Origin of the sequence: Salmonella sp. SSDFZ54 (assembly GCF_004010735.1) — a bacterium.
GTDB classification, from domain to species: Bacteria; Pseudomonadota; Gammaproteobacteria; order Enterobacterales; family Enterobacteriaceae; genus Salmonella; species Salmonella enterica.
In genome coordinates, this window is record NZ_CP034819.1 from 4,259,589 (window position 1) to 4,283,170 (window position 23,582).

Genomic DNA, 23,582 nt, shown 5'->3' on the forward strand with positions numbered 1-23,582 from the left:
ATAGTGCAGTGCAACTCAGTCATCCTGACCGTAATGGCGAAGCAGTCTATGCTCTAAAAACCGGGTCAAACCGACGATAAAGGTAACGCCAATAAGATACACTATGGCGGCAAAAAGGTAAGCATGGAAGAATTTAAAGCTAGTTGCAGCAACCTCCTGAATTCGCGCGAAAAACTCAGTATATTGGATAAGAAAAACGATGGTGCTGTCTTTAAGGTTATTAATCACCTGATTCGTTAAGGCTGGAATGGAAGACAGCAATACCTGAGGCAGTATAATCCACAAAAAGACCTGCCGTTTGTTCAACCCCTGAACGACTGCTGCCTCCGTTTCATACTTATTCAATGCGTTATAGGCCGTTGTCATGTACGCGGCATTATATGCGCCGACATTCAAGGTAAAACCTGTAACCGCCACGGTAAAAGAGGACAGGTGAATGCCAGATTGAGGTAAACCATAATAGATAACAAACAGAATAAGAATGAGTGGCGTACCGATAAAAAAATCCATGTACAGCCGAGTTATGGCTTTTACCACGGGGCGATGGCTCAGGCTCAGAAAGAAAATAATAATTCCCCACAAAAAACCGGTGATGGAAACAATCAGCGCAAGTTTACAGGTTTCTTTAATACCGTCCACAACAAGTGGCAGTTGTTCAGTCAGGTCATTAAAGAAAAGAGACCAGCCAGCGATCATCGTTGTGCCTCGCTAAAAAAACAGTGGATATCTGGATCCGTTTCTCGTAAGGCAAGATCGGTAAAAGCGCCTTCTGCACGAATCTTGCCATGATTAAGAAACGTTACGTTATCGCTTAGTAATCTGGCGAGGCGAATATCATGAGTGACGCATAATATAGTGACGCCATTGTCGTGAAGTTGCTTGATCAACATTCCGACTTCACGAGTCATGAGCGGATCAAGCGCAGACGTCGGCTCATCAAAAATAATGAGTTCTGGGTCGGTGACCATTGTACGGGCCAGGGCGACGCGCTGTTGCTGGCCGCCCGATAATTGCGAAGGGTATTTCGCGCTATGCGAGACCATATCAAGTTTTTGTAGCTCATGTAAGGCTTTCTCCCGGGCTAGTTGTCCCGGCATGCCAAACACTTTACATAGGGCAAGGGTAATATTATCCATGACGTTAAGATGGCGATACAAAGCGTAATTCTGGAAGACACAACCAACTTTTTTTCTGAACTCAAGAATAGTAAATTCCTTGTCATAAATATTTCTCCCGTGAAAATAAATATCACCATAATCAGGCTCTTCTAATCGAAGCAGACAGCGTAAAAGCGTCGTTTTTCCACAACCCGATGGCCCCATGACTACTTTCATGTCTCCCGATTGAATTTTCAGACTAACCGTATCAAGAACCTTTTTTCCTGAATATTCCTTACTTATCTCTTTTAGTTTCAGTAAAGCCATGAGTATCACCTCTATTTTTATGCTTCAACTGATGCGATATTTTTTCTCAAACACTCCGGCCAGAAGAGTAAAAACTTTATAAATAATGAAATATAATACCCCGGCAAGAGTATAGATCTGTAACCCGTTCAGCGTGATGGCTGTCAGTGACATTGCCTGCTTCGTTATTTCAGCGATACCTACAGTATAAGCAAAGGGCGTCGCTTTTAATACAGAAGAAAACTCATTGATAATACCGGGCACAGAAAATCGCAACATCTGTGGTAGTTCAATATTTATTATAACCTGTAATTGACGCATTCCTGCTACTTTCGCTACCGTAATTTCGTATGGCTCAACTAATTTAAGCGCCCCTCTGAACACCTCGGCAAGATAGCTCCCGCTGATTAAGCCGACGCTGAGGTTCATGGCCACCAGAGGTGAAACATATATGCCAATCGATGGCAATCCAAAATAAACAAGAAAAACAGCAATAAGTATTGGAATTCCCCGAAGAATAAAGACCAGTACGTCGAGCATCTTCTGTAGTGGAAGAGGGGATAGTCGCCGTAATACGGCGACTGTAAGCCCGAACAAAAACGCTGAGAGAAAACAGGTAAATGTTACAAGCAGCGTATTACCAATCCCTTCCAATAGGAAATAAAAGATAGCCAGCATATTACCTGATGACATAGCTTACTATTTCATCCAGCTATCGACGATGCCAGATATTTTTTGTGGCCCTTGCTCTTTAAGCCATAAGTTAAAATCATCGCGCACGGGAGAGCCTTTCTTAAAGGCAATGCCAAGCTGATCAACATTCTTGAAAACATAACGACTTTCTATGGGCATCTTTTTCTTATTTTTGAAGGTAAAATAAACCGGCTCTTCTATAAAAGCCAGATCAAGATTACCATTTTTTAGATCAGTCATCGTCTCATTATAGGTTGGATACAATTTTACTTTACTTAACGAGTAGTATCCTTTGGGCTCCAGATCGTTTTTGATAAGGTCGGAGTAAGCCATTCCTCGAGGGTATCCAATAGAATATTGATTTAATTCATTGAGGTTATTGAGCGTTATTTTATGATTGGCCATACTGACCAGATAAAAAGAGTTGATGTAATAAGGTTCAGAAAAATCAATAACTTTCTTACGTTTATCTGTGATTGAAATTCCCGAAAATGCTACATCTGCCTGACCACTCGCCACTGCGCCAAGCATTCCATCCCAGGCATATTCGGTGATGTTTAGCTTACAATGCCGTGACTGACAGTAAGACGAAAAAAGCTCCAGATCTATCCCCTGCAATTTGCCATCAGCACTTTTAAATAACATAGGGGGAGAGGCCGGTGATACTGCGACATTGAGTGTTCTCCCTTCAACGATGCTATCAGCAAAAGCTGAAGACGACATTATTCCCAACACTATCATCGATAAGCCAATTTTTTTGGATAACATGCTATCTATTTCCTGTGGTAAGGTAATGCGTATTATAAATTAAGCATTAGGGCGTGAACCTGACATTTGCAGGCGTAAAGTACTTAACGTTATGTATTCCATCGCTGTTAACTAATTTAATCAGGAGGTTTGACAGGAATCATCAAAGGGAATGGATTGAATATACCATGAGATATCAACTGGATATGAGTGCAGCGACCCCATGAAAGGTGAAAATGTAAAGATACCATAGACATTAGTATACTGGACATAGTTTATGCTCCATTTACGCATACATATTTACATGATAAGCAGATAAATGCTTCAGTGACGGTGTATTTAATGTCTCTAAGTATCATCTTACCACTCTATCCAGGGCCAATATAAAGACTTATCTTTGCTTGTCAAATACATTTTCTGAGCTAAGTTGATTTGCGTGCTATCTATATTTGCAAGCATATAAATTATTTGTCTCATGAACAAACGACAACAAGTCAGGATTTTTGATGATGTTGTTATGTTTATCAAAACGTTAACTTGTTTTAATCGATGATAATCTTAATTCAGAAATGTCTGAATATATACGGTTGTCGAGATAAAATTCTCAAATTAACATCGTACATCTTATGTAATAAATATAAATACGATAAATAAATCCAAAACTGAGACTGCCAACCGGATAACAAACAGCAATAAAGAGGGCTCTCCATTAAGTTATCCTGGCAATGGTTAAGGTGGTAACATTTTTGATGGCTTTACCCATTTTAATCGTGTTCACAACACGTTAATTACCTTATGATTACCATGGTAATTAAAAATGAATCCTCGATGACTCGATGACTCGATGACTCGATGACTCGTTGGCTGAATGAAAAGAAAATTCTGCATCACATAGGCGCATGTATCGCGTATAATGGGCTCCGATGTCCCTAATCATTGCTATGACATAATAATATGTATCTTAACCGCTTTTGTTATTTACTCCTGATCTCCGCTGCGGTCGGAAGCATTTTTACATCGCATCCCGTCGCGATGTGGTTCCTGCTCGCCAATGTGCTAACGCTGGCGATCTACGGTGTAGATAAAACGGCGGCACGTAAAACCTGGCGCAGAGTGCCGGAATCCACTTTGTTGGTGTTTGGGGTTGTCGGTGGGTGGCCTGGTGCGATTGTTGGTCAACAACTCTTCCGTCATAAAACGCAAAAGCAGCCATTCAAAACATACTTTATCGTCAGTGTGATAGTGAGTATTGTAGTTACGGTGGCGATCTATCGACTCTATCCATTTTTGTCCTACTGAACATAGAGTATGGATCACTTATTGACCAACCGGCAGCAAAGACAACCTCATATTTTCATGCCACCGGCACTATGATATTGAGCGGTGTTTTGCTCAAGGCGTACCGCAGCCGATGGAACATTATTCAGTGGAATAATGATGAGCTATAAAACTTTCTAACATTGTGGCAAAACAATGATGGACTTCCTGGGTTGGATGGACAAGGTCGTTGAAGACGTATTGCGGACATATATCTAGCTGAGGGTCTTTAGCCCCGGGAACATGTACATAGCCGTGGTGAGTATAAGGGTTTTCCGTATCATAACCAATATTACTGGCCACCTCCATTATTATCTTAAATACATTGGCAGTCTCGAAATAACATATTTTGTGCTGGGGGTATTTTTCTTTTAATTCTTCAACATTAGCTTTTAACAGGGCATTGTGAGCGATGCTTTCATCCTTAAGTTTTCTTTTTTCATCAGATTGTTTGCCATAGGGCGTTAAAGACAAATCGGGAATCCCCATGACTAAAACATTATTAACTCCACCGGAAATTATTTTTTCAATATCATCAATTTGTTGCTCAACGACCATCATTACATTATCTTTGTGTAGTGTCATATAGTCATTAGCCCCCAATAAAAATATCGCCAGGTCCTGGTGAGAAGGGGTGTAAGATGCGACTTGTCTGTCCGTATTTGATACAAAGTCACCGAGGCAATTAAAGCAGGAATAGCTTGCCGATGTACTTCCCCCTTCAGCAAAATTAAGCATCTCTTTACCTAAGAAGTGTGGAGATGATAAAAACTCAGTCCAGGTAAATCCATTAGTAAATCTTCCGCCAAAGTATTGACCATAGGAGGGTAAGATATGATGTGTTTTTTCAAACATACGCCCCATGGAGTCAGATAAACTGTCGCCAAAAAATACCAGTCTGGTAATATCACCTAAAGAAATATTTTTTGGCTTGGGATATAATTTATTGATTTCTTTGGCAAGACCAAAAGGTTCCGGATGACATTCAACCTCAATAGATAAAATATTTTCATCATTATCATCTTTAATAATCAACTTATCGGCGTGTGCCTGTGATTCTATAATAAACTGTTCTTTACATCCCTGAGACGCTAAGGCTCGAAGCTTGATGTAGGCTCCGCGAACCTGTACCGGTGTTAGATTCAGTTCCTGATAGTGGTAAAGTTTAAAGATACATTCGAGCGCCTCTGCATGGTAAGTGGTGAAGAAATATGCTTTGATTTTCTCCCATAAACTTAATTCCGGAGGGCGTGCGCTTTCTTTTATCACATTAAATCTTTCAGCACTGATAGATGATGTGAAATAACCCTGTCCAACACTCAATGGCATAGTGTCCTCCTTACTCTATTACACACACTTTAGCAAAGCATTAACTAGCAAATATTAGCAAGAAAAGTAATCAGGTAAATGGTGTATATGGAATTGCGCTTCTCTAACAGTTTGTCGCCGCCAATAAAATACATACAATATTTATTATTTTTCAACGAAGTAAATATATCATCAACAACGTGAGGTTAATACCTGGTACATATTATCTGACTGCTATCATTATTGAGTATGCGCTTGGCTAAGGCAAAGATCTAAAAAAGCAGTCACTCCTGATTTTAGTGTGCTGGCGTGAGTATGAGCTGGCTTGATACTCAGGAAAAACAGATAAACTTATCACCAGACTATTATTGCTAAAGTGCCAGTGTTTTGTGTAACGTTTTGATTTCTATTTTCATATTAAATATTTCTTAAGTGAGTTAACTATAATGAGTGATGATTCAATTATTAAAAATTCTTCAATGCTTTTGGCCTATTTAGGTGGTCTGGGATGGGGGAGCGCCTATTTTTATGGCTGGGGCGTCTCCGCGTACTATGGTTTCCCGTGGTGGTATGTAGGCGTCGGCCCTGACAACATTGCCCGAAGTCTATTCCATGCGATTAGCCTGATGGCTATATTCATAATAGCGTGGGGAGTGGGTATTCTATTATTTTTTTTAGTAAAGCAAAAAGCACGTATCCACGACCTTAGCTTCTTACGCCTTTTTTTGGCAGCGGTTTTGTTCTTTATTCCAATTGTTATCGAGTTTTCTCTCTTAACAGAATCGTTTTTGTGGGAGCTTTTTTTTATCATTTTACTGGTGGCTTTATGCCTATCGGTGGGGATGCGTTTTTATAGTAAATTGATGCCAGTGATTTGTTTTACGCAACTCAGTTGGGTGCGAAGACATTGTTTCACTATAGTTATGATTGGTTTTATTATATATTTTTTTATATTTTCTTTTTTTGTTGGGATCTATAAGCCACAATTAAAGAAAGAATACGAAATGATATTGTATGATGGAGGCTGGTACTACGTCCTGGCCAGATATCATGATAGTTTTATTTTGTCGAAATCCTTTACTAAAAATAACAATAGATTTATTATTTTTAGACCAGAAGATGGACACTCTTATGAAATTACCCTGGTAAAAGTCAGACTTTAATAAAATACTGGTTGGCAAGAGCGTGAAATGACGCCAGAGCTTCCCATAGCAGAGATTAGAGAAAGAACTGAGCGCCCATATCTGTAGGCTGTGGAATAGCAATGCCGGGAAGGGCATGGCATGACACTTTATCTGACATTACCATTTGAGTGACAGGTTAGCAGATGTTTCAGGCCAAACCCAACTTGAACTGGAGCGCTCAGAAGCCGATTACCTACATAACAAATATTGGCCGCAAGCTTATGCTGTGGGCGAAATATACGACCGCTATTAGCCAGACTGGCTGTTAACTTATTTACCTTCCCATAGTAACCTATAACAGGGCTCCCTGAGGCATTGGCTAGCATCTGTGCATTGGAAAAACAGCTTCCATTTGCACTATAGCAACTTATAAAGTTTATTGCCTCATGAGAGTTGCTAATATGGTGGATTGATTTTGAAAGTAATGATGACTGACTTGCCCCGGAACCGTACCGATTTTCATGTTGAACAACAAAAGGAGCACCATGTTTACAAATCGAAATAGGCATGGATTATTACCTGAGATTGATTTCAAATTAACAATAATGATGACGCTTTTGGGTATTAAAAATCTTTCAAATAACGCTCATTTGATTTTTTGTCCACATTGACTAAGCCTGGAAAGACACAGAGTTGAGATATTTTTGCTACCCGTCGGCGGTGTATCGCAGTTGTGATGTTACGTTCTTACAAGACTGACATCTGCATATCATAACCTTTATTCATTACCACCTGGTGAGTAAGTAAAAACTATTGAGCAAATATTTACTTCCGGGTAATGGGACTGGATTCACACGGCATTACCTCTGTGCCCCAGTCGGGCAGAACATTGCAGCTTAGAAAGGAAGCTTTGGCGTTTATTGTCTGTGGCCAGAAAAAGTTCCCGTAAGCTGAATATGCTGAATGTGAACTGATTCTTGATGGCCTATGCCGACAAGTTATAAGAGGTTGATTTTTATAGTGTGTTTAATTTTACAATTACGTAAAAATTCTGATAGTATACCCCCCTATAGTATATGGAGGTCGAATGCCGCATTCACCTGAAGATAAAAAACGTATCCTTACCCGTGTTCGTCGCATACGCGGGCAGGTCGAAGCGCTGGAGCGGGCGCTTGAGTCTGGCGAACCTTGTCTGGCGATTCTGCAACAGATTGCCGCCGTGCGCGGCGCGTCTAATGGCCTGATGAGTGAAATGGTTGAAATCCATCTGAAAGATGAGCTGGTCAGCGGGGAAACTACGCCAGATCAGCGCGCGGTCCGGATGGCGGAAATCGGCCATCTTCTTCGCGCTTATCTAAAATAACAATTTCCCTCACCGTAACAGGAAGAGATATATGAAATCACGTGCAGCAGTTGCTTTTGGTCCCGGTCAGCCGCTAAAAATTGTCGAGATTGACGTTGCGCCGCCGAAAAAAGGCGAAGTTCTGGTCAAAATCACCCATACCGGCGTTTGCCATACCGATGCTTTTACCCTTTCCGGCGATGATCCGGAAGGCGTATTCCCGGCAGTCCTGGGGCACGAAGGCGGCGGCGTGGTAGTCGAGGTCGGCGAGGGGGTAACCAGCCTGAAACCCGGCGACCATGTTATTCCACTGTACACGGCGGAATGCGGCGAGTGTAAGTTCTGTAAGTCCGGTAAAACTAACCTTTGTCAGGCCGTACGCGCCACTCAGGGAAAAGGGCTGATGCCGGATGGCACTACCCGCTTTTCTTATAACGGCGAACCCGTTTATCACTATATGGGAACCAGCACGTTCAGCGAATATACCGTTTGCGCGGAAATTTCTCTGGCGAAAGTGAACCCGCAGGCGCCGCTGGATAAAGTGTGTCTGTTGGGCTGCGGCGTGACGACGGGTATTGGCGCCGTCCATAACACCGCTAAAGTGAAAGCGGGCGACACCGTTGCCGTTTTTGGTTTAGGCGGTATTGGGCTGGCGGTTATTCAGGGCGCGGTTCAGGCTAAAGCCGGGCGTATTTTAGCTGTCGACACGAATCCGGAAAAATTTACGCTGGCGGGCGAAATGGGGGCCACGGACTTTATTAATCCGAATGATTACGACAAACCGATCCAGGACGTTATTGTTGAGCTTACTGATGGCGGCGTAGATTTCAGTTTTGAGTGTATCGGCAACGTTAACGTGATGCGAGCAGCGCTGGAATGTTGTCATAAAGGCTGGGGCGAAAGCATTATTATTGGCGTAGCGGGGGCAGGGCAGGAAATCAAAACCCGTCCCTTCCAGCTAGTGACCGGTCGCGTCTGGCGTGGCTCCGCCTTTGGCGGCGTGAAAGGGCGCACGCAGCTGCCAGGGATGGTAGAAGATGCGATGAACGGTAAAATCCATTTAGATCCTTTTATTACTCACCGCCTGCCGCTGGAGCAGATTAACGATGCCTTTGAACTGATGCATCAGGGTAAATCCATCCGTACTGTTATCCACTTTGGCGATAACTGATTCATCCGCCAGCGGATTTTCCGCTGGCGCTTTTCTGAATTTTCTGGAATGAATGTTGTGAAAATGTGACGAAGGCGATGCTTTTCGCGGTAAGCAAACGTCACGAAGTGCCGATGACTATCTAACGGGCGTGTTTTACGCATAAAACCTACAAGAGAGTCGACGGTCATGGGCAACACATTCTCGATGCAAGCCTCGCATAAACTGAGCTTCCTGCATCATATTCGGCTGGTTCCGCTGTTTTCCTCCATTCTCGGTGGCATCCTTCTTCTTTTTGCTTTGAGCGCCGGGCTGGCAGGCTATTTTCTGTTACAGGCCGATCGCGATCAGCGTGATGTCACGGACGAGATTCAGGTACGGATGGGATTATCCAACAGCGCTAACCACTTACGTACCGCACGTATCAATATGATCCACGCTGGCGCGGCGAGCCGGATTGCTGAAATGGATGAAATGAAAGCCAATATTGCCGCTGCGGAAACGCGGATCAAGCAGTCTCAGGACGGCTTTAACGCTTATATGTCCAGAGCGGTGAAAACACCCGCCGATGACGCATTGGATAACGAGTTAAACGCCCGCTACACCGCCTATATCAACGGCCTGCAACCGATGCTGAAATTTGCCAAAAATGGCATGTTCGAAGCGATCATTAATCATGAAAACGAGCAGGCAAAACAACTGGATGCCGCATATAACCATGTCCTGTTGAAAGCGATTGAACTGCGCACCGAGCGGGCAAGACTACTTAGCGAGCAGGCTTACCAACGTACCCGGCTCGGTATGATGTTTATGATTGGCGCATTTACGTTGGCGCTGGTATTGACGTTAATGACCTTCATGGTGCTGCGTCGCACGGTGATACAACCCTTGCAGCAGTCTGCGTCACGTATCGAACGCATTGCGGCCGGCGATCTGACCATGGCTGACGAGCCCACAGGACGCAGTGAAATTGGTCGCCTGAGTCATCATCTTCAGCAGATGCAGCATGCGTTGCAACAAACGGTAGGGGCGGTGCGTCAGGGGGCGGAGGAAATTTATCGAGGCACCAGCGAAATTACTGCTGGTAATACGGATTTATCTTCTCGTACTGAACAGCAGGCTGCCGCCATTGAACAAACTGCGGCCAGTATGGAACAGTTGACGGCAACCGTTAAACAGAATGCGGATAATGCGCATCACGCCAGCAAACTGGCGGAAGATGCTTCCGGTAAAGCCAGTCGCGGAGGCCAGATGGTTTCCGGGGTCGTACAAACGATGGGGAATATTTCCACCAGCTCGAAAAAAATCTCGGAAATTACCGCCGTCATTAACAGTATCGCTTTCCAGACCAACATCCTGGCGCTAAACGCGGCGGTCGAGGCGGCACGCGCCGGGGAACAAGGACGCGGTTTTGCGGTGGTCGCCAGTGAGGTTCGTACCCTCGCCAGTCGCAGCGCGCAGGCGGCAAAAGAGATTGAAGGCTTGATCGGCGCATCGGTCAGCCTGATTGAACAAGGATCTGAAGAGGTTATCGCTGCGGGGAGCACCATGAATGAGATTGTGGATGCCGTCAAACGCGTCACCGATATTATGCTCGATATCGCGGCAGCCTCTGATGAGCAAAGTCGCGGTATTGTTCAGGTCAGTCAGGCGATTTCTGAGATGGACAAGGTTACGCAACAAAACGCGTCGCTGGTCGAAGAGGCGTCCGCGGCGGCGGCTTCGCTTGAAGAACAGGCCGCCCGCTTGACGCAAGCCGTTGATGCGTTTCATTTACAGGATACTGGCGCGACGATGCGATCATCCTTCCTTTAGTAAGCGTCGCGCCAGCGGGCTATTTTAGCCGCGGGCGCGGTTAATGTCCGACAGCCGCTATCACAGCGGCATCGATTTACGGATCGCCGCAATCAGCATTTGCGCCCCGGTTGAGAGCGGGATATCAACTCGCGTAAGAATACCTATCGGTTCGCCTGCGCTCTGGGTCGGCACGGGTAATGAGACCAGCGTCGCCTGGCGAAGATCTTCTTTAACCGCGCCAGAGGGGACGAACCAGACGTAATCGTGATCTACGGTCAGTTGTCGTGATAACGATGCGGATAGCGTTTCGATACATCCGGCAGGCATTTTACACCCCTGGCTTTGCAACAGGGCTTCCGCATTCTGGCGCGGTACCGTGCCTTTTGGCGAGACGACTACCGGCCACTCCATAACCCGACTGAGCGTGATCGTCTCCTGTAACAGGGGATGGCCGGGGCGTACCACTAATTTAAGCGATTCTAAAAACAGCAGTTCGTAATTTAAACCGCCCATTAATTCCGGGTCCGACATACGGCCAATACCCAGATCGATCTCGCCTGATTTCAGACCTGCAAGCAACATCGTATTGTTCATGGTAGCGACCTGTAACGAGGTCGATTTTTGCTGTTGATGGAACCGCCCAATAGCCGGCGGGAGTATACCCAGCGCAGCGGTGGGGAGCACGCCAATACGTACCACATCGGCGCTGGCGTCCTCTTTGCGATTCAGCGCCTGCCCGGCGGTATTTAATGCATCTAATACTTTTACCGCATGAGTCAAAAATTGTTCGCCAGGAACCGTTAATTGCGCGCCCAGTCGCCCGCGTTCAAACAGCCGGGTTCCGGTGAGTTGTTCCAGTTCGTTCAGCGTTTTAGAAAGCGCTGGCTGGCTCAGGTTAAGGGTTTCAGCCGCGCGCCCCAGAGTTCCCTGTTGCGCAACGGCGACAAATGTATGAAGGTGGCGCAACCGAATGCGCTGACTAAACAGACCATTTTTTTCCATAAGCGATGTTAAAAACAGAGCCGTGCAGGTGACAAGTAAAGTTGTTTGTTTTTGATAACCTGATAGCAAAATATTATTAACATTTTACCATTTCAAGTTACAACTGTTTTATTTTACTGATGATTCAACTGCCGTTAAGCGTGTTAAGCCGCGATCTGGTCGGGGATATGCCAGCTCATGTCAATCCGTTCTGCATAATGAATTCAGACCGGATCACACTTTATAAATTCTTCTCCCCGGAATGGATGAGGTTTTCTACACTCCAGGTAACATTCACTGGAGGCATGACATTATGGCGAACACCATCACGGCAGATGAGATTCGGGAACACTTTTCGCAGGCAATGTCGGCAATGTACCAGCAGGAAGTTCCGCAGTACGGTACGTTACTGGAACTTGTGGCTGACGTGAATCTGGCGGTGCTGGAAAATAATCCCAAACTGCATGAGCAGTTGGCTAATGCCGATGAACTGGCGCGATTGAACGTGGAACGGCATGGCGCCATTCGTGTTGGCACCGCAGAAGAACTTTCTACCTTGCGTCGGATATTCGCCATCATGGGGATGTACCCAGTAAGTTATTACGATCTCTCTCAGGCGGGCGTGCCTGTGCACTCCACGGCATTTCGTCCCATTGACGAGGCTTCGCTCTCGCGTAATCCCTTTCGCATGTTCACTTCGCTATTACGCCTGGAGCTCATTGAAAACGCGGCATTACGCCAGCGGGCGGCGGAAATCTTATCGCAGCGGGATATTTTTACATCGCGCTGCCGACAATTGCTGGATGAGTACGACGAGCAGGGCGGTTTTAGTGCTGCTCAGGCCGAAGAGTTCGTCCGTGAAACGCTGGAGACTTTTCGCTGGCATCGTCAGGCTACCGTTGATGAAGAAACGTACCGCAGCCTGCATCGTGAGCATCGTTTAATTGCCGACGTGGTCTGTTTCCCGGGATGTCACATTAACCATCTGACGCCGCGTACTCTGGATATCGACCGGGTACAGGCCATGATGCCGGAGTGCGGCATTACGCCTAAAATTCTTATCGAAGGTCCGCCTCGCCGCGAAGTGCCTATTCTGTTGCGGCAAACCAGTTTCAAAGCCCTGGAAGAGCAGGTGCTCTTCGTTGATGAAAAGCAGGGTACGCACACGGCGCGCTTCGGCGAAATTGAGCAACGTGGCGTCGCGCTGACGCCAAAAGGTCGTCGATTATATGACGAACTGTTGCACAAGGCGGGAACGGGTAAGGATAACTTCACGCATCAACTCCATTTGCGGGAGGTCTTTAACGCCTTTCCGGATAGCGAATTTCTGCTTCGCCAGCAGGGGCTTGCCTGGTTCCGCTATCGCTTAACGCCATCCGGCGAGGCGCATCGTCAGGCGATCCATCCTGGCGACGATCCGCAGCCGCTTATTGAGCGCGGTTGGGTGATCGCGCAGCCGATTACCTATGAAGATTTTCTTCCGGTCAGCGCAGCCGGCATTTTTCAGTCGAATTTGGGAAATGAAACGCTGGCCAGAAGCCACGGCAATGCCAGCCGCGACGCCTTTGAACAGGCGCTGGGATGTGCTGTACGGGATGAATTTTCGTTATATCAGGAAGCGGAAGAACGCAGTAAACGCCGTTGCGGTCTGCTTTAAAAGCGGTAAGCTTCACAGGCTGTGAGGATACTGTAAAAGGAAGGCGTTATGTTGAATCCCTCCATCCCGCTGGTGTCGACGCGTCACGGTAAAATCGTGGGCGTCGTACAGGAAGAAATCCATATCTGGCGCGGTATACCTTATGCCGCGCCGCCAACAGGGGAGCTACGCTGGCGTGCGCCGCAGCCTGTTACGCCCTGGCAGGATGTGCGCCAGGCGGATTGTTTCTCCTGCGCCAGTTGGCAGGATATTACCTGGTGTCGCGAACTCGGCGGCGGCGATCCGGGAAATTTTTCCGAAGACTGTCTCTATCTGAACGTCTGGGCTCCCGCCGTGCGTCATGAACCGTTGCCGGTCATGGTCTGGCTACACGGCGGCGGTTACACCATTGGCGCGGGGAGTTTGCCGCCCTATGACGGTCAAGCGCTGGCGAAGCGCGGCGCGATCGTGGTGACGGTCAATTATCGGCTTGGCCATCTGGGCTTTTTCGCGCATCCGGCGCTGGAAGGCGAAGAGGCGGAGTGTATTCATAATTTCGCTTTACTCGATCAAATCGCTGCGCTGCGTTGGGTGCAGGACAATATTGCCGCGTTTGGCGGCGATACGCAGAATGTGACGTTATTTGGCGAATCCGCCGGCGCCCGCAGCGTGCTGTCGTTGATGGCTTCGCCGTTGGCGAAGGGGCTTTTTCATAAAGCGATTATTCAGAGTGGTTATACGCTGCCGGATACGCCCCGCGAGGTGGCGCTAAAAAAAGGCGTTGCGCTGGCAGAACATCTTGGCTTAGCCCATGCCACTGCCGAACAGCTACGCGCTTTACCGGCAGAGACGTTTTGGCCGTTGGACGCGCCTTTTAAAATTGCGCCGACGCCGATTTCCGGCGACGTCGTGCTGCCGCATCCGATGCTGGAAACCTTCTTTGCGGCGAAACAGCATCCGATACCGGTGATGATTGGCTCGAATAGCGATGAAGCCAGCGTATTGGCAGTTTTTGGCGTCGATATTGCCGGTCAAATTCAAAAAATGCGCCGTGAGCGGCGTGTTGGCCTGGGGTTAATCCGACTGCTTTATCCTCGAGTGAAAGGCGACGAAGCGCTAGGGCGGCAGGTCTGTCGGGATATGGTATTTACCACGTTGGGTTATGTCGTCATGCAAGCGCAGCAGCGGATCGGCGAACCGTGCTGGCGTTACTGGTTTGATTATGTCGCCGAAGCGGAGCATAACACTTACGCGAATGGTGCCTGTCATGGCAATGAAATACCGTATGTATTCGATACGTTAACGCGGGCTGAGCCCACATGCCATTATGTGAATGAGAATGACCTGGCCTTTGCCTCGCAGGTGGCGGATTACTGGGTGAATTTCGCTCGTCATGCCAGCCGCACGCGCGACGTGCTGCACGGCCCGGTTCGCTGGCCCGCCAGCATTCGGGGGCGAGATCGTCTGTTGCGGATTGGGCTGAACAAACTTGCCGGTTTTAAAGTGGAAAACCGCTTTATGCGTGCGCGTCTGGCGCTGTTTAAACGAGTCATGAAACATCACGTTAGTCTGGAATAAACTTTTCATAACCTGAAGAATGCTGCGTGAGGTTTACATCCGATTAGGTCGGTTCTTATCGACATAAAATATTTACGCTTTTGCACAGTTTCCAGGCGACCAACAATTGGATTATTAATGAATTTTGTCTAGAGTGAGCGGTCAGAAACGGGCACATTCTTGCTGCTGAAAAAACCAGCGCGGGACCATTCACAAGACCAGAAGGACTCATTTTCAGGTATGAATCGTAGACGATTTATTAAAGGTTCAATGGCAATGGCCGCCGTGTGCGGTTCCAGCGGTATTGCTTCCCTCTTTTCTCAGGCGGCGTTTGCCGCGGAATCCGATATTGCGGATGGTAAAATTGTCCGTTTTGATTTTGCTGGTCTGCAATCAATGGCCCAGGCGTTAGCGAAAAAGCCCTGGGGCGGCGCGCCGGGCCCCTTGCCGGATACGCTCGCCAATCTGACGCCGCAGGCCTATAACAGCATTCAGTATGACGCGGCGCATTCACTCTGGAACGGTGTTGCCAACCGGCAGCTCGATATTCAGTTTTTCCACGTAGGGATGGGCTTTCGTCGTCGCGTACGCATGTTTTCCGTTGATACGACGACGCATCTTGCTCGCGAGATTCATTTTCGCCCGGAACTGTTTAAATACAACGATGCCGGCGTCGATACGACGCAACTGGAAGGGCAGAGCGATCTCGGTTTCGCCGGTTTCCGTGTCTTTAAAGCGCCGGAACTGGCGCGGCGCGATGTCGTCTCCTTCCTGGGCGCCAGTTATTTCCGGGCGGTAGATGATACTTATCAGTATGGCCTGTCGGCTCGCGGGCTGGCGATAGATACCTATACTGACGGTCAGGAAGAGTTCCCTGACTTCACCGCATTCTGGTTTGACACCGCGAAGCCGGGCGATACTACATTTACCGTTTACGCTCTGCTGGACAGCGCCAGCGTGACGGGCGCGTATAAATTTGTGATTCATTGCGAAAAATCGCAGGTGATCATGGATGTAGAAAACCATCTCTACGCCCGTAAAGATATTAAGCAACTTGGCATTGCGCCGATGACCAGTATGTTTAGCTGTGGGAATAATGAACGCCGGGTATGCGACACCATTCATCCGCAAATTCACGATTCCGATCGGCTGGCGATGTGGCGGGGTAACGGCGAGTGGATTTGCCGCCCGCTGAATAATCCGCAGAAATTGCAGTTCAATGCATATATGGACGATAACCCGAAAGGGTTCGGCCTGCTGCAACTCGATCGCGATTTCTCGCATTATCAGGATGTGATGGGCTGGTACAACAAACGTCCGAGCCTGTGGGTGGAGCCGCGCAGTAAGTGGGGGAAAGGTGCAGTTAGCCTGATGGAGATCCCAACCACTGGTGAAACTCTGGATAATGTGGTCTGTTTCTGGCAGCCGGAAAAAGCGATCAAAGCCGGGGATACGCTGGCGTTCAATTATCGTTTGTACTGGAGCGCGCAGCCGCCGGTACAATCGCCGCTTGCGCGGGTCATGGCGACCCGTACAGGGATGGGCGGCTTTCCCGAAGGTTGGGCGCCGGGCGAGCATTACCCGGATAAATGGGCGCGCCGTTTTGCTATTGATTTTGTCGGCGGCGATCTGAAAGCGGCCGCGCCAAAAGGCATTGAGCCGGTAATTACGCTCTCCAGTGGCGAGGCGAAGCAGATTGAGATCCTCTACGTAGAGCCTTTCGACGGTTATCGTATCCAGTTTGACTGGTATCCGACCTCGGATTCTACGGCACCGGTGGATATGCGTATGTTCCTGCGCTGCCAGGGGGAGGCTATCAGCGAAACCTGGCTGTATCAGTATTTCCCGCCCGCGCCGGATAAGCGCCGTTATGTCGACGATCGTATCATGCGTTAGTCAGTTTGCCTTCTGTACCGCCACAAAGGCGGTACAGGTTGCGGAAATTGCCCTGGCATAAACTCATTCGTGAGCTGCTGTTTTTGTGACACGGCCTTTTCATCGTTCTATTTTTGCAACAGTCCTTCCTGTTTATCCCTCTCGATCCTGCGGACAGAGGACATTAAGATAGCTTCACCTTATTTAAGATATAAAGTGAATATAATGAAAAAGAGTTTTCTTGGTGCTGTCCTGTCTCTGGGTTTATTAAGTGCTGCTCATGCAGATGTATATAAATTTGATAATACGCATACCAATGCGGTATTTAATATCGATCATTTCCAGACCTCAACCAATCATGGCGGGTTTTATGCTATTAGCGGCGAACTGAAATATCAGCCGGAAAAGCAAGTCGCAGAGATGCGTGTGACGATTCCCGTGAGCGCCTTAAATACCGGGGTGGATGCGTTTGATAACCATATTCGCAGTAGCGATATTCTGGATGCGGAAAAATATCCAGAAATAGTATTTAAATCGACAAAATGGCATTTTGAAGATAATAAACCAGTTTCTATTGACGGTTTGTTAACAATGAAGGGAGTAACTAAGTCCGTCACCTTAACCACCACCAAGTTTGGCTGTTATATGAGCCCGATATTCAAGGCGCAGGTTTGCGGTGGTGATTTTGTCACGCAAATAGATCGCACCCAGTGGGGGATAGATTATCTGGTCGATATGGGGATGACGAAAGTTGTCGATATAAAAATCCAGGCAGAAGCGGTTAAGCAATAAAGGGAATGATGATGAAAACTCATCACCTCATTCGGGTAGTGGCCTCGCTGGTAATGTTGGCAACATCAGGCCTGGCTTATGCTGAAGAGTACAAAGCCAGCACGGACGAAAAAGCAATAAAAATGACGAACGTAGCCTCTCTGGAAGCACGCGTTCAGGCCAGAATGGAGAAAGGGGCATTTGGTTATATTCGCGGTGGAGCCGAAGATGAGAATAACCTTCGCAGCAACACCGAAAGCTTTGACAAAAAATATATTATGCCGCGCGTATTACAGGGCATTGAGTTAAAAGAGATCGATTTATCAACGCAGCTACTGGGTATTCCGCTTAAAACGCCTATAATCCAGGCACCGATGGCGGCGCAGGGCCTGGCCCACGCCTCCGGAGAGTTGGCGACGGCGAAAGGCATGGCGCAGGTCGGTTCGATTTTCTCGTTGAGCACTTATGGCAACAAGACCATCGAAGAGGTGGCTAACGTTTCCGGGAAAAATCCGTTCTTCTTCCAGCTTTATATGAGTAAGAATAATCAATTTAACGAATTTATTCTTGCACAAGCGGTAAAGCATGGCGCTAAAGCGATTATTCTGACCGTAGATTCGCCTGTCGGTGGTTATCGGGAAGAAGATATTAAAAATAACTTCCAGTTCCCGTTGGGCTTTGCAAACCTGGAAATGTTCGCCAGAAAAAATGACGATGGTTCAAAAACCGGCAAAGGGGCAGGGATAAGTGAAATTTACGCGCAGGCTAAACAAGCCTTTACGCCGGAGGATATTGCCTATGTACATCGTATTTCCGGTCTGCCGGTTATCGTAAAAGGCATTCAGTCGCCGGAGGATGCTGAAATTGCTATCCAGGCCGGGGCCGCAGGAATATGGGTTTCTAACCATGGTGGCCGTCAATTAGACAGCGGGCCGTCCTCATTCGATATGCTTCCTGCGATTGCAAAAGTCGTCAACAAGCGAGTGCCTGTTATTTTTGACAGTGGAGTACGCCGTGGTTCGCACGTATTCAAAGCGTTAGCCAGCGGGGCGGATATTGTGGCGGTTGGCCGGCCTGTATTATACGGTCTTAATCTTGGCGGCGCTCAGGGTGTGGCATCAGTGATTGAACAGCTAAACAAAGAGCTGACAATTAACATGATGTTGGGTGGCGCCAGAAATATTGAACAAGTGAAAACGACACGCTTGTTAACTGAAAAAGATCTGCCCCAGTAATATAAAGGTCGGGTACTATACCCGACCTTTTCCTGTATGATTTCCCTCAACAACGCTTTCGGTAGAAAATGACGCGCTCTGTTTCCTCAAATCCTAACGCCTGGTGAACTTTCTGGGAAATTGTATTTTCCGGCGAGGTATCGGAGGCCATTTCCCGACACCCTTTATTCGTTCCCCATCGTTGCACCGCTGCAATCAATTGTTTCGCTACGCCGCGTTGACGGAATGAGGGGAGAACAAAAATACCTTCAAGGAAAGCCACGGGCGAACTGTCACAGCCATTGACATAATCGTGGCGGATTGAGGCATCCGCAAAGCCAATCGCCACCCCGTCTGCCATCGCAACAAATGATGCCAAATGATCGGCTTGCAGGATTTCTTCGCCGTCCGCCAGATGGGCGTCGTCCGGGTGATCAGGCCAGAGCTGTTTTCGCAATCCGCGCCAGTGCTCCAGATGGGTTTTGTTCATTTGCCTGATGTCCATTAACGCGCTCCTGATGAGGGGGTTGACATGATGAGACGGCATCCCGCCTGCTGATAACGTCGCGCGATAGCAGACGGGAGCGCACTGTCGCTAAGAATGGTAGTAATACAGGACAGCGTCGCCACCGCATGGGGTTCTACAGTATCAAACTTTGAGTGATCGGCCATCAATATGACCTCGCGTGAGCGCTGAATAATGCGCGTTTTAACGCCCACTTCAAACATGGTAGCGTTGGTGATGCCCGTTTCAATCGACAGCGCATCGCAGGAGATAAAGGCGCGTTCAACGGCAAAGGCGTTAATCATCTCCAGCGCCAGACTCTCGCCCACCGAAAAGTAGCCGGGGCGGATCAGTCCGCCGATAATGTAGCTCTCTACGTGTGGGAAGCCACCCAGTTCATTAGCGATTTTGATGTCATTGCAAATGACTTTTACTTTGGCGTCAACCAGACATTTTGCCAGTTCCAGACAGGTGGAGCCGGAGTCGAGAAAAAAGCAGTCTCCATCTTTGATGAACGTGCGGGCGAGGGCGGCGATTTCGCGTTTCGCCTCACTTTGTAACGTTCGCTTAACGTCGAAAACATATTCTTTATCTTCCGTACTGTCGTCGAAGTCAATACAACCATGGCCGCGAACCATACCGGGATAACGGCTGGCGATATAGTGAAAATCCCGGCGCACGGTTGCCTCTGCATAGCCAAAAAGCTCAATAGCTTGTTGTGTTGAGAGGTGCCTGTGTTGCCAAAGGTAATGCAACATCTGTTTGATACGGTCGGGGCGCTGTTGGCTCATCAGCATATGACTCCTTTATAGCGCGGTGAATTGTGACAACGTCACATCATAGTTCGCCGTCGTGAACAACGCCCGGCCAATCACCAGATGCTGTGCGCCTGCGGCGGCAAGCAGCCGTGCGGCGCGAAGTGTAATACCGCCGTCCGCCCAGCATTCCGCAGCAGGGAAATGCTCTCTGCTCTGACTCACTTTTTCACACATCGCGGCGATAAATTGCTGCCCGCGCCCGTCGGGTTCGCTGGTCATGATCATCAGCGCATCCAGTTGCAATGCCAGATAACGATAAGGCAATAGCGGCGTTGCCGGGTTAAGCGCCAGTCCTGCTTTCGCCCCGATAGCGCGAATATCCGCCAGAATCTCCGAGGGGTTTTGCACGCTTTCGGCATGAATGAAAATCCAGCCGGGGCGGATAGCTGCAAGCCAGGGTAACCAGCGTTGCGGTGATGAGACCATCAGGTGCAATGAGAGCGGATGGCGAGTGTGTTGTGCGACTGCCTGAATGGTTTTCATACCGAAGGTAATATTGTTGATGAAACTGGTATCTTCGATATCCAGATGCAGCGAGCCGAGAGGCGCATCGTGTAAAGCGGTCAACGCCTCGGCATAGCGCAGCGGATCGGCGGAGGCCAGTGAAGGGTGCAGGATCATCGGAACCTCCATCAGCGCAATGCGGTTAATTGCGCGAAAAGCGCGGCGTCATTTGGCGCATCTTGCAGCATCGCGACGCTTTCCGGCGAGTCGAGCCACTGGCTGATGCGTTGAATGGTGCGAATATGTGCTTCGGCATCCGTGGCGCTGGCGCAAAGCAACAGCCAGATGGGATCGCAATCCGCATTGCCGAAAGCGACCGGCGTTGCTAACGTAGTGACGCTGATTTGATTATGGTTAGCGCCTTGCTCCGGTCTGGCATGAGGCAGCGCAATCCCCGGCGCGATAAGATAATATGGCCCCCATTTAAGGGTGTTCTCAATAATACCGTCCAGGTAGCAGGGGGCCGCCGCGCCGAAGGTAATCAGCGGACGAACGGCGATATCCAGCGCGTGTCGCCAGTCGCTGGCATGGCGTTGCGCCTGAACCCACTTAACATCATTAATCATCGATCGTTGACTCCTTGCCGGTTCGGGTTACTCTGAAACCGATCCCCGGCGTGTCTTTTGGCGAAGGCGACGGAGATCGGCAGAAGAGTTATCGCTCTCTGCAGGGGATAAGCGTTTTGCTTATCCCCATTTTATTGTCGGATATGGCGTACTTTCTCCATAAACTTCGCCACGCGCGCCTGGTCGACAAAGTTGGCGAAGACGCCGTCTTTTTTAAACGTGGTTGCCGTTACGCATCCGTCGGCAATGCAGAGCTGCTCCTCGACGTTTTCCAGACACACCCCGGTATTCGCCAGCACGACCGTGTCGGGGACGGTCTCTTTTACCCGCTTCAGTATGGCGCTATCCGTGCGAGCGCCCGCCGTCAGCCCCGAGACGCACAGGGCATCGGGGTTATTGTTAAATACGGTCGATTTCGCAATTGAACAGACATCGCGGTTTCCCAGATACACCGCCGCTTCCGGCACGATGTTAAACAGCGTTTTCACGTGGCCTGCGCCGATGCGATGCTGATGGCGAATGGTTTCGCCGACATTCGTATCCCAGACGCCAAAATCGCTGGCGTAAGCGCCGGTGAAAATTTCGCGGATAAATTTTGCGTCGGTCGCCATCGCCAAATCAAACGAGGCCACAGGGTCCCACAACACGTTTACCCCAAACGGTACGCGGATTTCACTCATTAACTGACCGATGATTCTTGCCATCGCGGCGGTCGTTTCCGGTCTGACTTTCGTTAAATAAGGCAGACTAAATTCGTTGGAGAACATCACCGCATCCACGCCGCCATTTTGTAGCGCCATTAAATCGTCATGGGCGCGGTCAATTACCCAGTTCATGCCTTTCCTGGTATCGAACCCGGGATCGCCCGGCAACGCCCGTAAATGGCACATGGCGATAACGGCTTTTTCTGTTCCTATTACCTCTTTTAGCCAACTCATTCTGGGTTGCTCCTTATTCCGGTAGTTCACGTTTACGTAAGACAAGTATGATGCTGGCGACAATGCCGACCACAATAACCACGCCAATCATGCCCAGCGACATCAATTCAGATATTGACCAGCCAAACATATTTCCCACCGACAGCGCGGTAATTTGCGCGTTTTCAGCGGCGAAGCTAAAGCCGCCTTTGAGCGCCATATCGGTAAAGTACGGCGCGAACTGGGTGGCGATCAGCAAAACGGTAATCATGACAATGATGCCGCTGAGCAGAGTACGAATCAGATCGCCGCGATGAATAACCGTGGCCATGCAGATAAAAAACGGCGCAACCGGTAAATCAGCCAGCGGCAGGACTTTATTGCCCGGCAGTATGCTCGCCAGAATTAACATGATGGGAATTAACAGCAGTCCAACTGCGATGGTGGTCGGGTGGCCTAACGTCACTGCGGTATCCAGACCGATAAAGACTTCGCGCCCTTTAAAGTGTTTCTGGAAGAACTTACGCGCGCCGTCGGAAATGGGCATTAATCCCTCAACGATAAGGCGAATCATGCGCGGAAACAGCACCATAATCGCCGCCACGGTAATCATTAAGGTTGCGCACCCTTTAAAGCCTTCGCCTGCGGCAAGTCCGAAGATCAGCCCGAGAACAACGCCAATGATCACCGGGTCGCCAACCATCCCATACCGTTTTTGGATCTCCTGAGCATCAATATTGCGTCCTTTCATAAACGGTATTTTTTCGTATATCGCATCCAGTAATACGAACAACGGCACGGAACTGGAGCCATACCCTTGCGGAATAGAAATCCCTTCCAGACCCACAATGTTCTGTACTCGTTTCGCCGTCCAGTCGGCCATTTTCAACGACAAGGCGGCGTGGCAAATCGCGCCCAGTACGCCATAAATCAGACTGCCGGTCATCAACTGGACGACCGTTCCGGTAATGGCGTAGTGCCAGTAGTTATAAATATCAACGTTCATGGTTTTGGTCAGACGAGTCACCAGCATACCGACGTTGAGCAGAAAGATAACGGGAATGATCATCGCGCCGATGGCCGTCGCATAGCCGACGCCGGATGCGGGCCCGGCGCCGACGTCAAACACATGCAGCGTCAGGCCAAAACGCTCAATCATCACTTTAATCGGCGGACTGAGACTGTCGATCGCCATGACGATCACCAACCCCATGCCGACAAAACCGATGCCGACCGTCACCCCGGCTTTCACCGCCTGCAGCCAGGGAATACGAAAGATTAAGCCGATGATAATCATAATGATGGGCACAAAAACGGTGCCGCCGAGAGACAGGATGTAATCAAACATAATGCCCCC

The 23,582-nt window shown here is 48.6% G+C and carries 23 protein-coding genes; 10 read left to right on the forward strand and 13 right to left on the reverse strand.

Features of this window, described 5'->3' with window-relative positions; translation table 11 throughout:
- Positions 1-15 precede the first annotated feature (15 nt).
- The 4 genes from EOS97_RS21150 to EOS97_RS21165 are packed head-to-tail and all read right to left on the reverse strand — an operon-like array spanning position 16 to position 2,864.
- On the reverse strand, positions 16-696 hold the full coding sequence (locus EOS97_RS21150; protein ID WP_000560164.1) for an amino acid ABC transporter permease: 681 nt from the start codon (positions 694-696) through the stop codon (positions 16-18).
- Positions 693-1,424, reverse strand: coding sequence for an amino acid ABC transporter ATP-binding protein (locus tag EOS97_RS21155; protein WP_001196336.1), 732 nt, complete (start codon positions 1,422-1,424; stop codon positions 693-695). The genes EOS97_RS21150 and EOS97_RS21155 overlap by 4 nt, the downstream gene beginning before the upstream one ends.
- A 24-nt stretch (positions 1,425-1,448) precedes the next feature.
- Positions 1,449-2,096, reverse strand: a complete 648-nt coding sequence (locus EOS97_RS21160; RefSeq protein ID WP_000094449.1) for an amino acid ABC transporter permease — start codon at positions 2,094-2,096, stop codon at positions 1,449-1,451.
- A 6-nt stretch (positions 2,097-2,102) separates the two neighbouring features.
- Positions 2,103-2,864, reverse strand: a complete 762-nt coding sequence (locus EOS97_RS21165) for a transporter substrate-binding domain-containing protein (RefSeq protein WP_000949383.1) — start codon at positions 2,862-2,864, stop codon at positions 2,103-2,105.
- 933 nt (positions 2,865-3,797) lie between these two features.
- On the opposite strand from EOS97_RS21165, the gene EOS97_RS21170 reads away from it, so the two are divergent.
- Complete coding sequence (locus EOS97_RS21170) at positions 3,798-4,142, forward strand: DUF1294 domain-containing protein (RefSeq protein WP_000281191.1); 345 nt, start codon at positions 3,798-3,800, stop codon at positions 4,140-4,142.
- A 120-nt stretch (positions 4,143-4,262) separates the two neighbouring features.
- On the opposite strand, the gene sseJ is transcribed toward EOS97_RS21170, so the two are convergent.
- A complete protein-coding gene (sseJ, locus tag EOS97_RS21175; RefSeq protein ID WP_001131417.1) occupies positions 4,263-5,489 on the reverse strand; it encodes an SPI-2 type III secretion system effector SseJ in 1,227 nt (408 codons plus the stop codon).
- A gap of 425 nt (positions 5,490-5,914) precedes the next feature.
- Here sseJ and EOS97_RS21180 point away from each other — a divergent pair, with 425 nt between their 5' ends.
- The gene (locus EOS97_RS21180; RefSeq protein WP_001527697.1) at positions 5,915-6,631 is read left to right on the forward strand and encodes a hypothetical protein; all 717 of its coding nucleotides are present in this window, start codon (positions 5,915-5,917) and stop codon (positions 6,629-6,631) included.
- Between the two features lie 128 nt (positions 6,632-6,759).
- On the opposite strand, the gene EOS97_RS21185 is transcribed toward EOS97_RS21180, so the two are convergent.
- Positions 6,760-7,161: an effector protein gene (locus EOS97_RS21185; RefSeq protein ID WP_077908703.1), complete on the reverse strand. Its 402-nt coding sequence runs from the start codon at positions 7,159-7,161 to the stop codon at positions 6,760-6,762.
- Between the two features lie 518 nt (positions 7,162-7,679).
- Here EOS97_RS21185 and EOS97_RS21190 point away from each other — a divergent pair.
- From EOS97_RS21190 to EOS97_RS21205, 3 genes are all read left to right on the forward strand, one after another.
- A complete protein-coding gene (locus EOS97_RS21190; protein WP_001120770.1) occupies positions 7,680-7,955 on the forward strand; it encodes a metal/formaldehyde-sensitive transcriptional repressor in 276 nt (91 codons plus the stop codon).
- A gap of 31 nt (positions 7,956-7,986) precedes the next feature.
- Positions 7,987-9,105 (forward strand): S-(hydroxymethyl)glutathione dehydrogenase/class III alcohol dehydrogenase, encoded by a 1,119-nt coding sequence (locus tag EOS97_RS21195; protein WP_000842140.1) that lies wholly within the window; start codon positions 7,987-7,989, stop codon positions 9,103-9,105.
- A gap of 168 nt (positions 9,106-9,273) precedes the next feature.
- Positions 9,274-10,899 carry a methyl-accepting chemotaxis protein gene (locus EOS97_RS21205; protein WP_000528502.1) on the forward strand — a complete coding sequence of 542 codons (1,626 nt, stop codon included), beginning with the start codon at positions 9,274-9,276 and terminating at the stop codon, positions 10,897-10,899.
- 60 nt (positions 10,900-10,959) lie between these two features.
- Here the strand turns inward: EOS97_RS21205 and EOS97_RS21210 are convergent, their stop codons facing one another.
- Positions 10,960-11,883: a LysR substrate-binding domain-containing protein gene (locus EOS97_RS21210; protein WP_127836193.1), complete on the reverse strand. Its 924-nt coding sequence runs from the start codon at positions 11,881-11,883 to the stop codon at positions 10,960-10,962.
- A 292-nt stretch (positions 11,884-12,175) separates the two neighbouring features.
- Between EOS97_RS21210 and EOS97_RS21215 the strand changes: the two genes are divergently transcribed.
- From EOS97_RS21215 to EOS97_RS21235, 5 genes are all read left to right on the forward strand, one after another.
- Positions 12,176-13,519 carry a VOC family protein gene (locus EOS97_RS21215; protein WP_000024092.1) on the forward strand — a complete coding sequence of 448 codons (1,344 nt, stop codon included), beginning with the start codon at positions 12,176-12,178 and terminating at the stop codon, positions 13,517-13,519.
- 48 nt (positions 13,520-13,567) lie between these two features.
- Entirely contained in the window at positions 13,568-15,076 is a 1,509-nt protein-coding gene (locus tag EOS97_RS21220; RefSeq protein ID WP_000934003.1) for a carboxylesterase/lipase family protein, read from the forward strand.
- Between the two features lie 219 nt (positions 15,077-15,295).
- Entirely contained in the window at positions 15,296-16,951 is a 1,656-nt protein-coding gene (locus EOS97_RS21225) for a glucan biosynthesis protein D (RefSeq protein WP_001081947.1), read from the forward strand.
- Between the two features lie 195 nt (positions 16,952-17,146).
- Positions 17,147-17,722, forward strand: coding sequence for a YceI family protein (locus tag EOS97_RS21230; protein ID WP_001024320.1), 576 nt, complete (start codon positions 17,147-17,149; stop codon positions 17,720-17,722).
- Between the two features lie 11 nt (positions 17,723-17,733).
- Entirely contained in the window at positions 17,734-18,936 is a 1,203-nt protein-coding gene (locus EOS97_RS21235; protein WP_000848089.1) for a lactate oxidase, read from the forward strand.
- Positions 18,937-18,982: 46 nt separating this feature from the next.
- On the opposite strand, the gene aac(6') is transcribed toward EOS97_RS21235, so the two are convergent.
- The 6 genes from aac(6') to sgcC form a co-directional block, all read right to left on the reverse strand.
- Positions 18,983-19,420, reverse strand: a complete 438-nt coding sequence (gene aac(6'), locus EOS97_RS21240) for a cryptic aminoglycoside N-acetyltransferase AAC(6')-Iy/Iaa (RefSeq protein WP_000354848.1) — start codon at positions 19,418-19,420, stop codon at positions 18,983-18,985.
- On the reverse strand, positions 19,420-20,211 hold the full coding sequence (locus tag EOS97_RS21245; RefSeq protein WP_023197658.1) for a DeoR/GlpR family DNA-binding transcription regulator: 792 nt from the start codon (positions 20,209-20,211) through the stop codon (positions 19,420-19,422). Before EOS97_RS21245 ends, aac(6') begins: the two co-directional genes overlap by 1 nt.
- 15 nt (positions 20,212-20,226) lie before the next feature.
- The gene (locus EOS97_RS21250) at positions 20,227-20,859 is read right to left on the reverse strand and encodes a ribulose-phosphate 3 epimerase family protein (protein WP_000600607.1); all 633 of its coding nucleotides are present in this window, start codon (positions 20,857-20,859) and stop codon (positions 20,227-20,229) included.
- 11 nt (positions 20,860-20,870) lie between these two features.
- Complete coding sequence (gene sgcA / locus EOS97_RS21255) at positions 20,871-21,308, reverse strand: SgcA family PTS sugar transporter subunit IIA (protein ID WP_000606454.1); 438 nt, start codon at positions 21,306-21,308, stop codon at positions 20,871-20,873.
- 131 nt (positions 21,309-21,439) lie between these two features.
- The gene (sgcQ, locus tag EOS97_RS21260) at positions 21,440-22,246 is read right to left on the reverse strand and encodes a BtpA family protein SgcQ (protein ID WP_000118615.1); all 807 of its coding nucleotides are present in this window, start codon (positions 22,244-22,246) and stop codon (positions 21,440-21,442) included.
- Positions 22,247-22,259: 13 nt separating this feature from the next.
- On the reverse strand, positions 22,260-23,573 hold the full coding sequence (gene sgcC / locus EOS97_RS21265) for a PTS sugar transporter subunit IIC SgcC (RefSeq protein WP_000460835.1): 1,314 nt from the start codon (positions 23,571-23,573) through the stop codon (positions 22,260-22,262).
- Positions 23,574-23,582 lie beyond the last annotated feature (9 nt).

What these genes read in the sequence shown, in the direction of transcription:
- EOS97_RS21180 (WP_001527697.1), top strand. Translation starts at nt 5,915, where the DNA reads ATGAGTGATGATTCAATTATTAAAAATTCTTCAATGCTTTTGGCCTAT.
- EOS97_RS21165 (WP_000949383.1), bottom strand. Translation starts at nt 2,864, where the DNA reads ATGTTATCCAAAAAAATTGGCTTATCGATGATAGTGTTGGGAATAATG.
- sgcA (WP_000606454.1), bottom strand. Translation starts at nt 21,308, where the DNA reads ATGATTAATGATGTTAAGTGGGTTCAGGCGCAACGCCATGCCAGCGAC.
- EOS97_RS21205 (WP_000528502.1), top strand. Translation starts at nt 9,274, where the DNA reads ATGGGCAACACATTCTCGATGCAAGCCTCGCATAAACTGAGCTTCCTG.
- EOS97_RS21170 (WP_000281191.1), top strand. Translation starts at nt 3,798, where the DNA reads ATGTATCTTAACCGCTTTTGTTATTTACTCCTGATCTCCGCTGCGGTC.
- EOS97_RS21195 (WP_000842140.1), top strand. Translation starts at nt 7,987, where the DNA reads ATGAAATCACGTGCAGCAGTTGCTTTTGGTCCCGGTCAGCCGCTAAAA.
- EOS97_RS21235 (WP_000848089.1), top strand. Translation starts at nt 17,734, where the DNA reads ATGAAAACTCATCACCTCATTCGGGTAGTGGCCTCGCTGGTAATGTTG.
- EOS97_RS21155 (WP_001196336.1), bottom strand. Translation starts at nt 1,424, where the DNA reads ATGGCTTTACTGAAACTAAAAGAGATAAGTAAGGAATATTCAGGAAAA.
- EOS97_RS21220 (WP_000934003.1), top strand. Translation starts at nt 13,568, where the DNA reads ATGTTGAATCCCTCCATCCCGCTGGTGTCGACGCGTCACGGTAAAATC.
- EOS97_RS21190 (WP_001120770.1), top strand. Translation starts at nt 7,680, where the DNA reads ATGCCGCATTCACCTGAAGATAAAAAACGTATCCTTACCCGTGTTCGT.
- sgcQ (WP_000118615.1), bottom strand. Translation starts at nt 22,246, where the DNA reads ATGAGTTGGCTAAAAGAGGTAATAGGAACAGAAAAAGCCGTTATCGCC.
- EOS97_RS21225 (WP_001081947.1), top strand. Translation starts at nt 15,296, where the DNA reads ATGAATCGTAGACGATTTATTAAAGGTTCAATGGCAATGGCCGCCGTG.
- sgcC (WP_000460835.1), bottom strand. Translation starts at nt 23,573, where the DNA reads ATGTTTGATTACATCCTGTCTCTCGGCGGCACCGTTTTTGTGCCCATC.
- EOS97_RS21160 (WP_000094449.1), bottom strand. Translation starts at nt 2,096, where the DNA reads ATGTCATCAGGTAATATGCTGGCTATCTTTTATTTCCTATTGGAAGGG.
- EOS97_RS21150 (WP_000560164.1), bottom strand. Translation starts at nt 696, where the DNA reads ATGATCGCTGGCTGGTCTCTTTTCTTTAATGACCTGACTGAACAACTG.
- EOS97_RS21245 (WP_023197658.1), bottom strand. Translation starts at nt 20,211, where the DNA reads ATGAGCCAACAGCGCCCCGACCGTATCAAACAGATGTTGCATTACCTT.
- sseJ (WP_001131417.1), bottom strand. Translation starts at nt 5,489, where the DNA reads ATGCCATTGAGTGTTGGACAGGGTTATTTCACATCATCTATCAGTGCT.
- EOS97_RS21210 (WP_127836193.1), bottom strand. Translation starts at nt 11,883, where the DNA reads ATGGAAAAAAATGGTCTGTTTAGTCAGCGCATTCGGTTGCGCCACCTT.
- EOS97_RS21215 (WP_000024092.1), top strand. Translation starts at nt 12,176, where the DNA reads ATGGCGAACACCATCACGGCAGATGAGATTCGGGAACACTTTTCGCAG.
- EOS97_RS21250 (WP_000600607.1), bottom strand. Translation starts at nt 20,859, where the DNA reads ATGATCCTGCACCCTTCACTGGCCTCCGCCGATCCGCTGCGCTATGCC.
- EOS97_RS21185 (WP_077908703.1), bottom strand. Translation starts at nt 7,161, where the DNA reads ATGCCTATTTCGATTTGTAAACATGGTGCTCCTTTTGTTGTTCAACAT.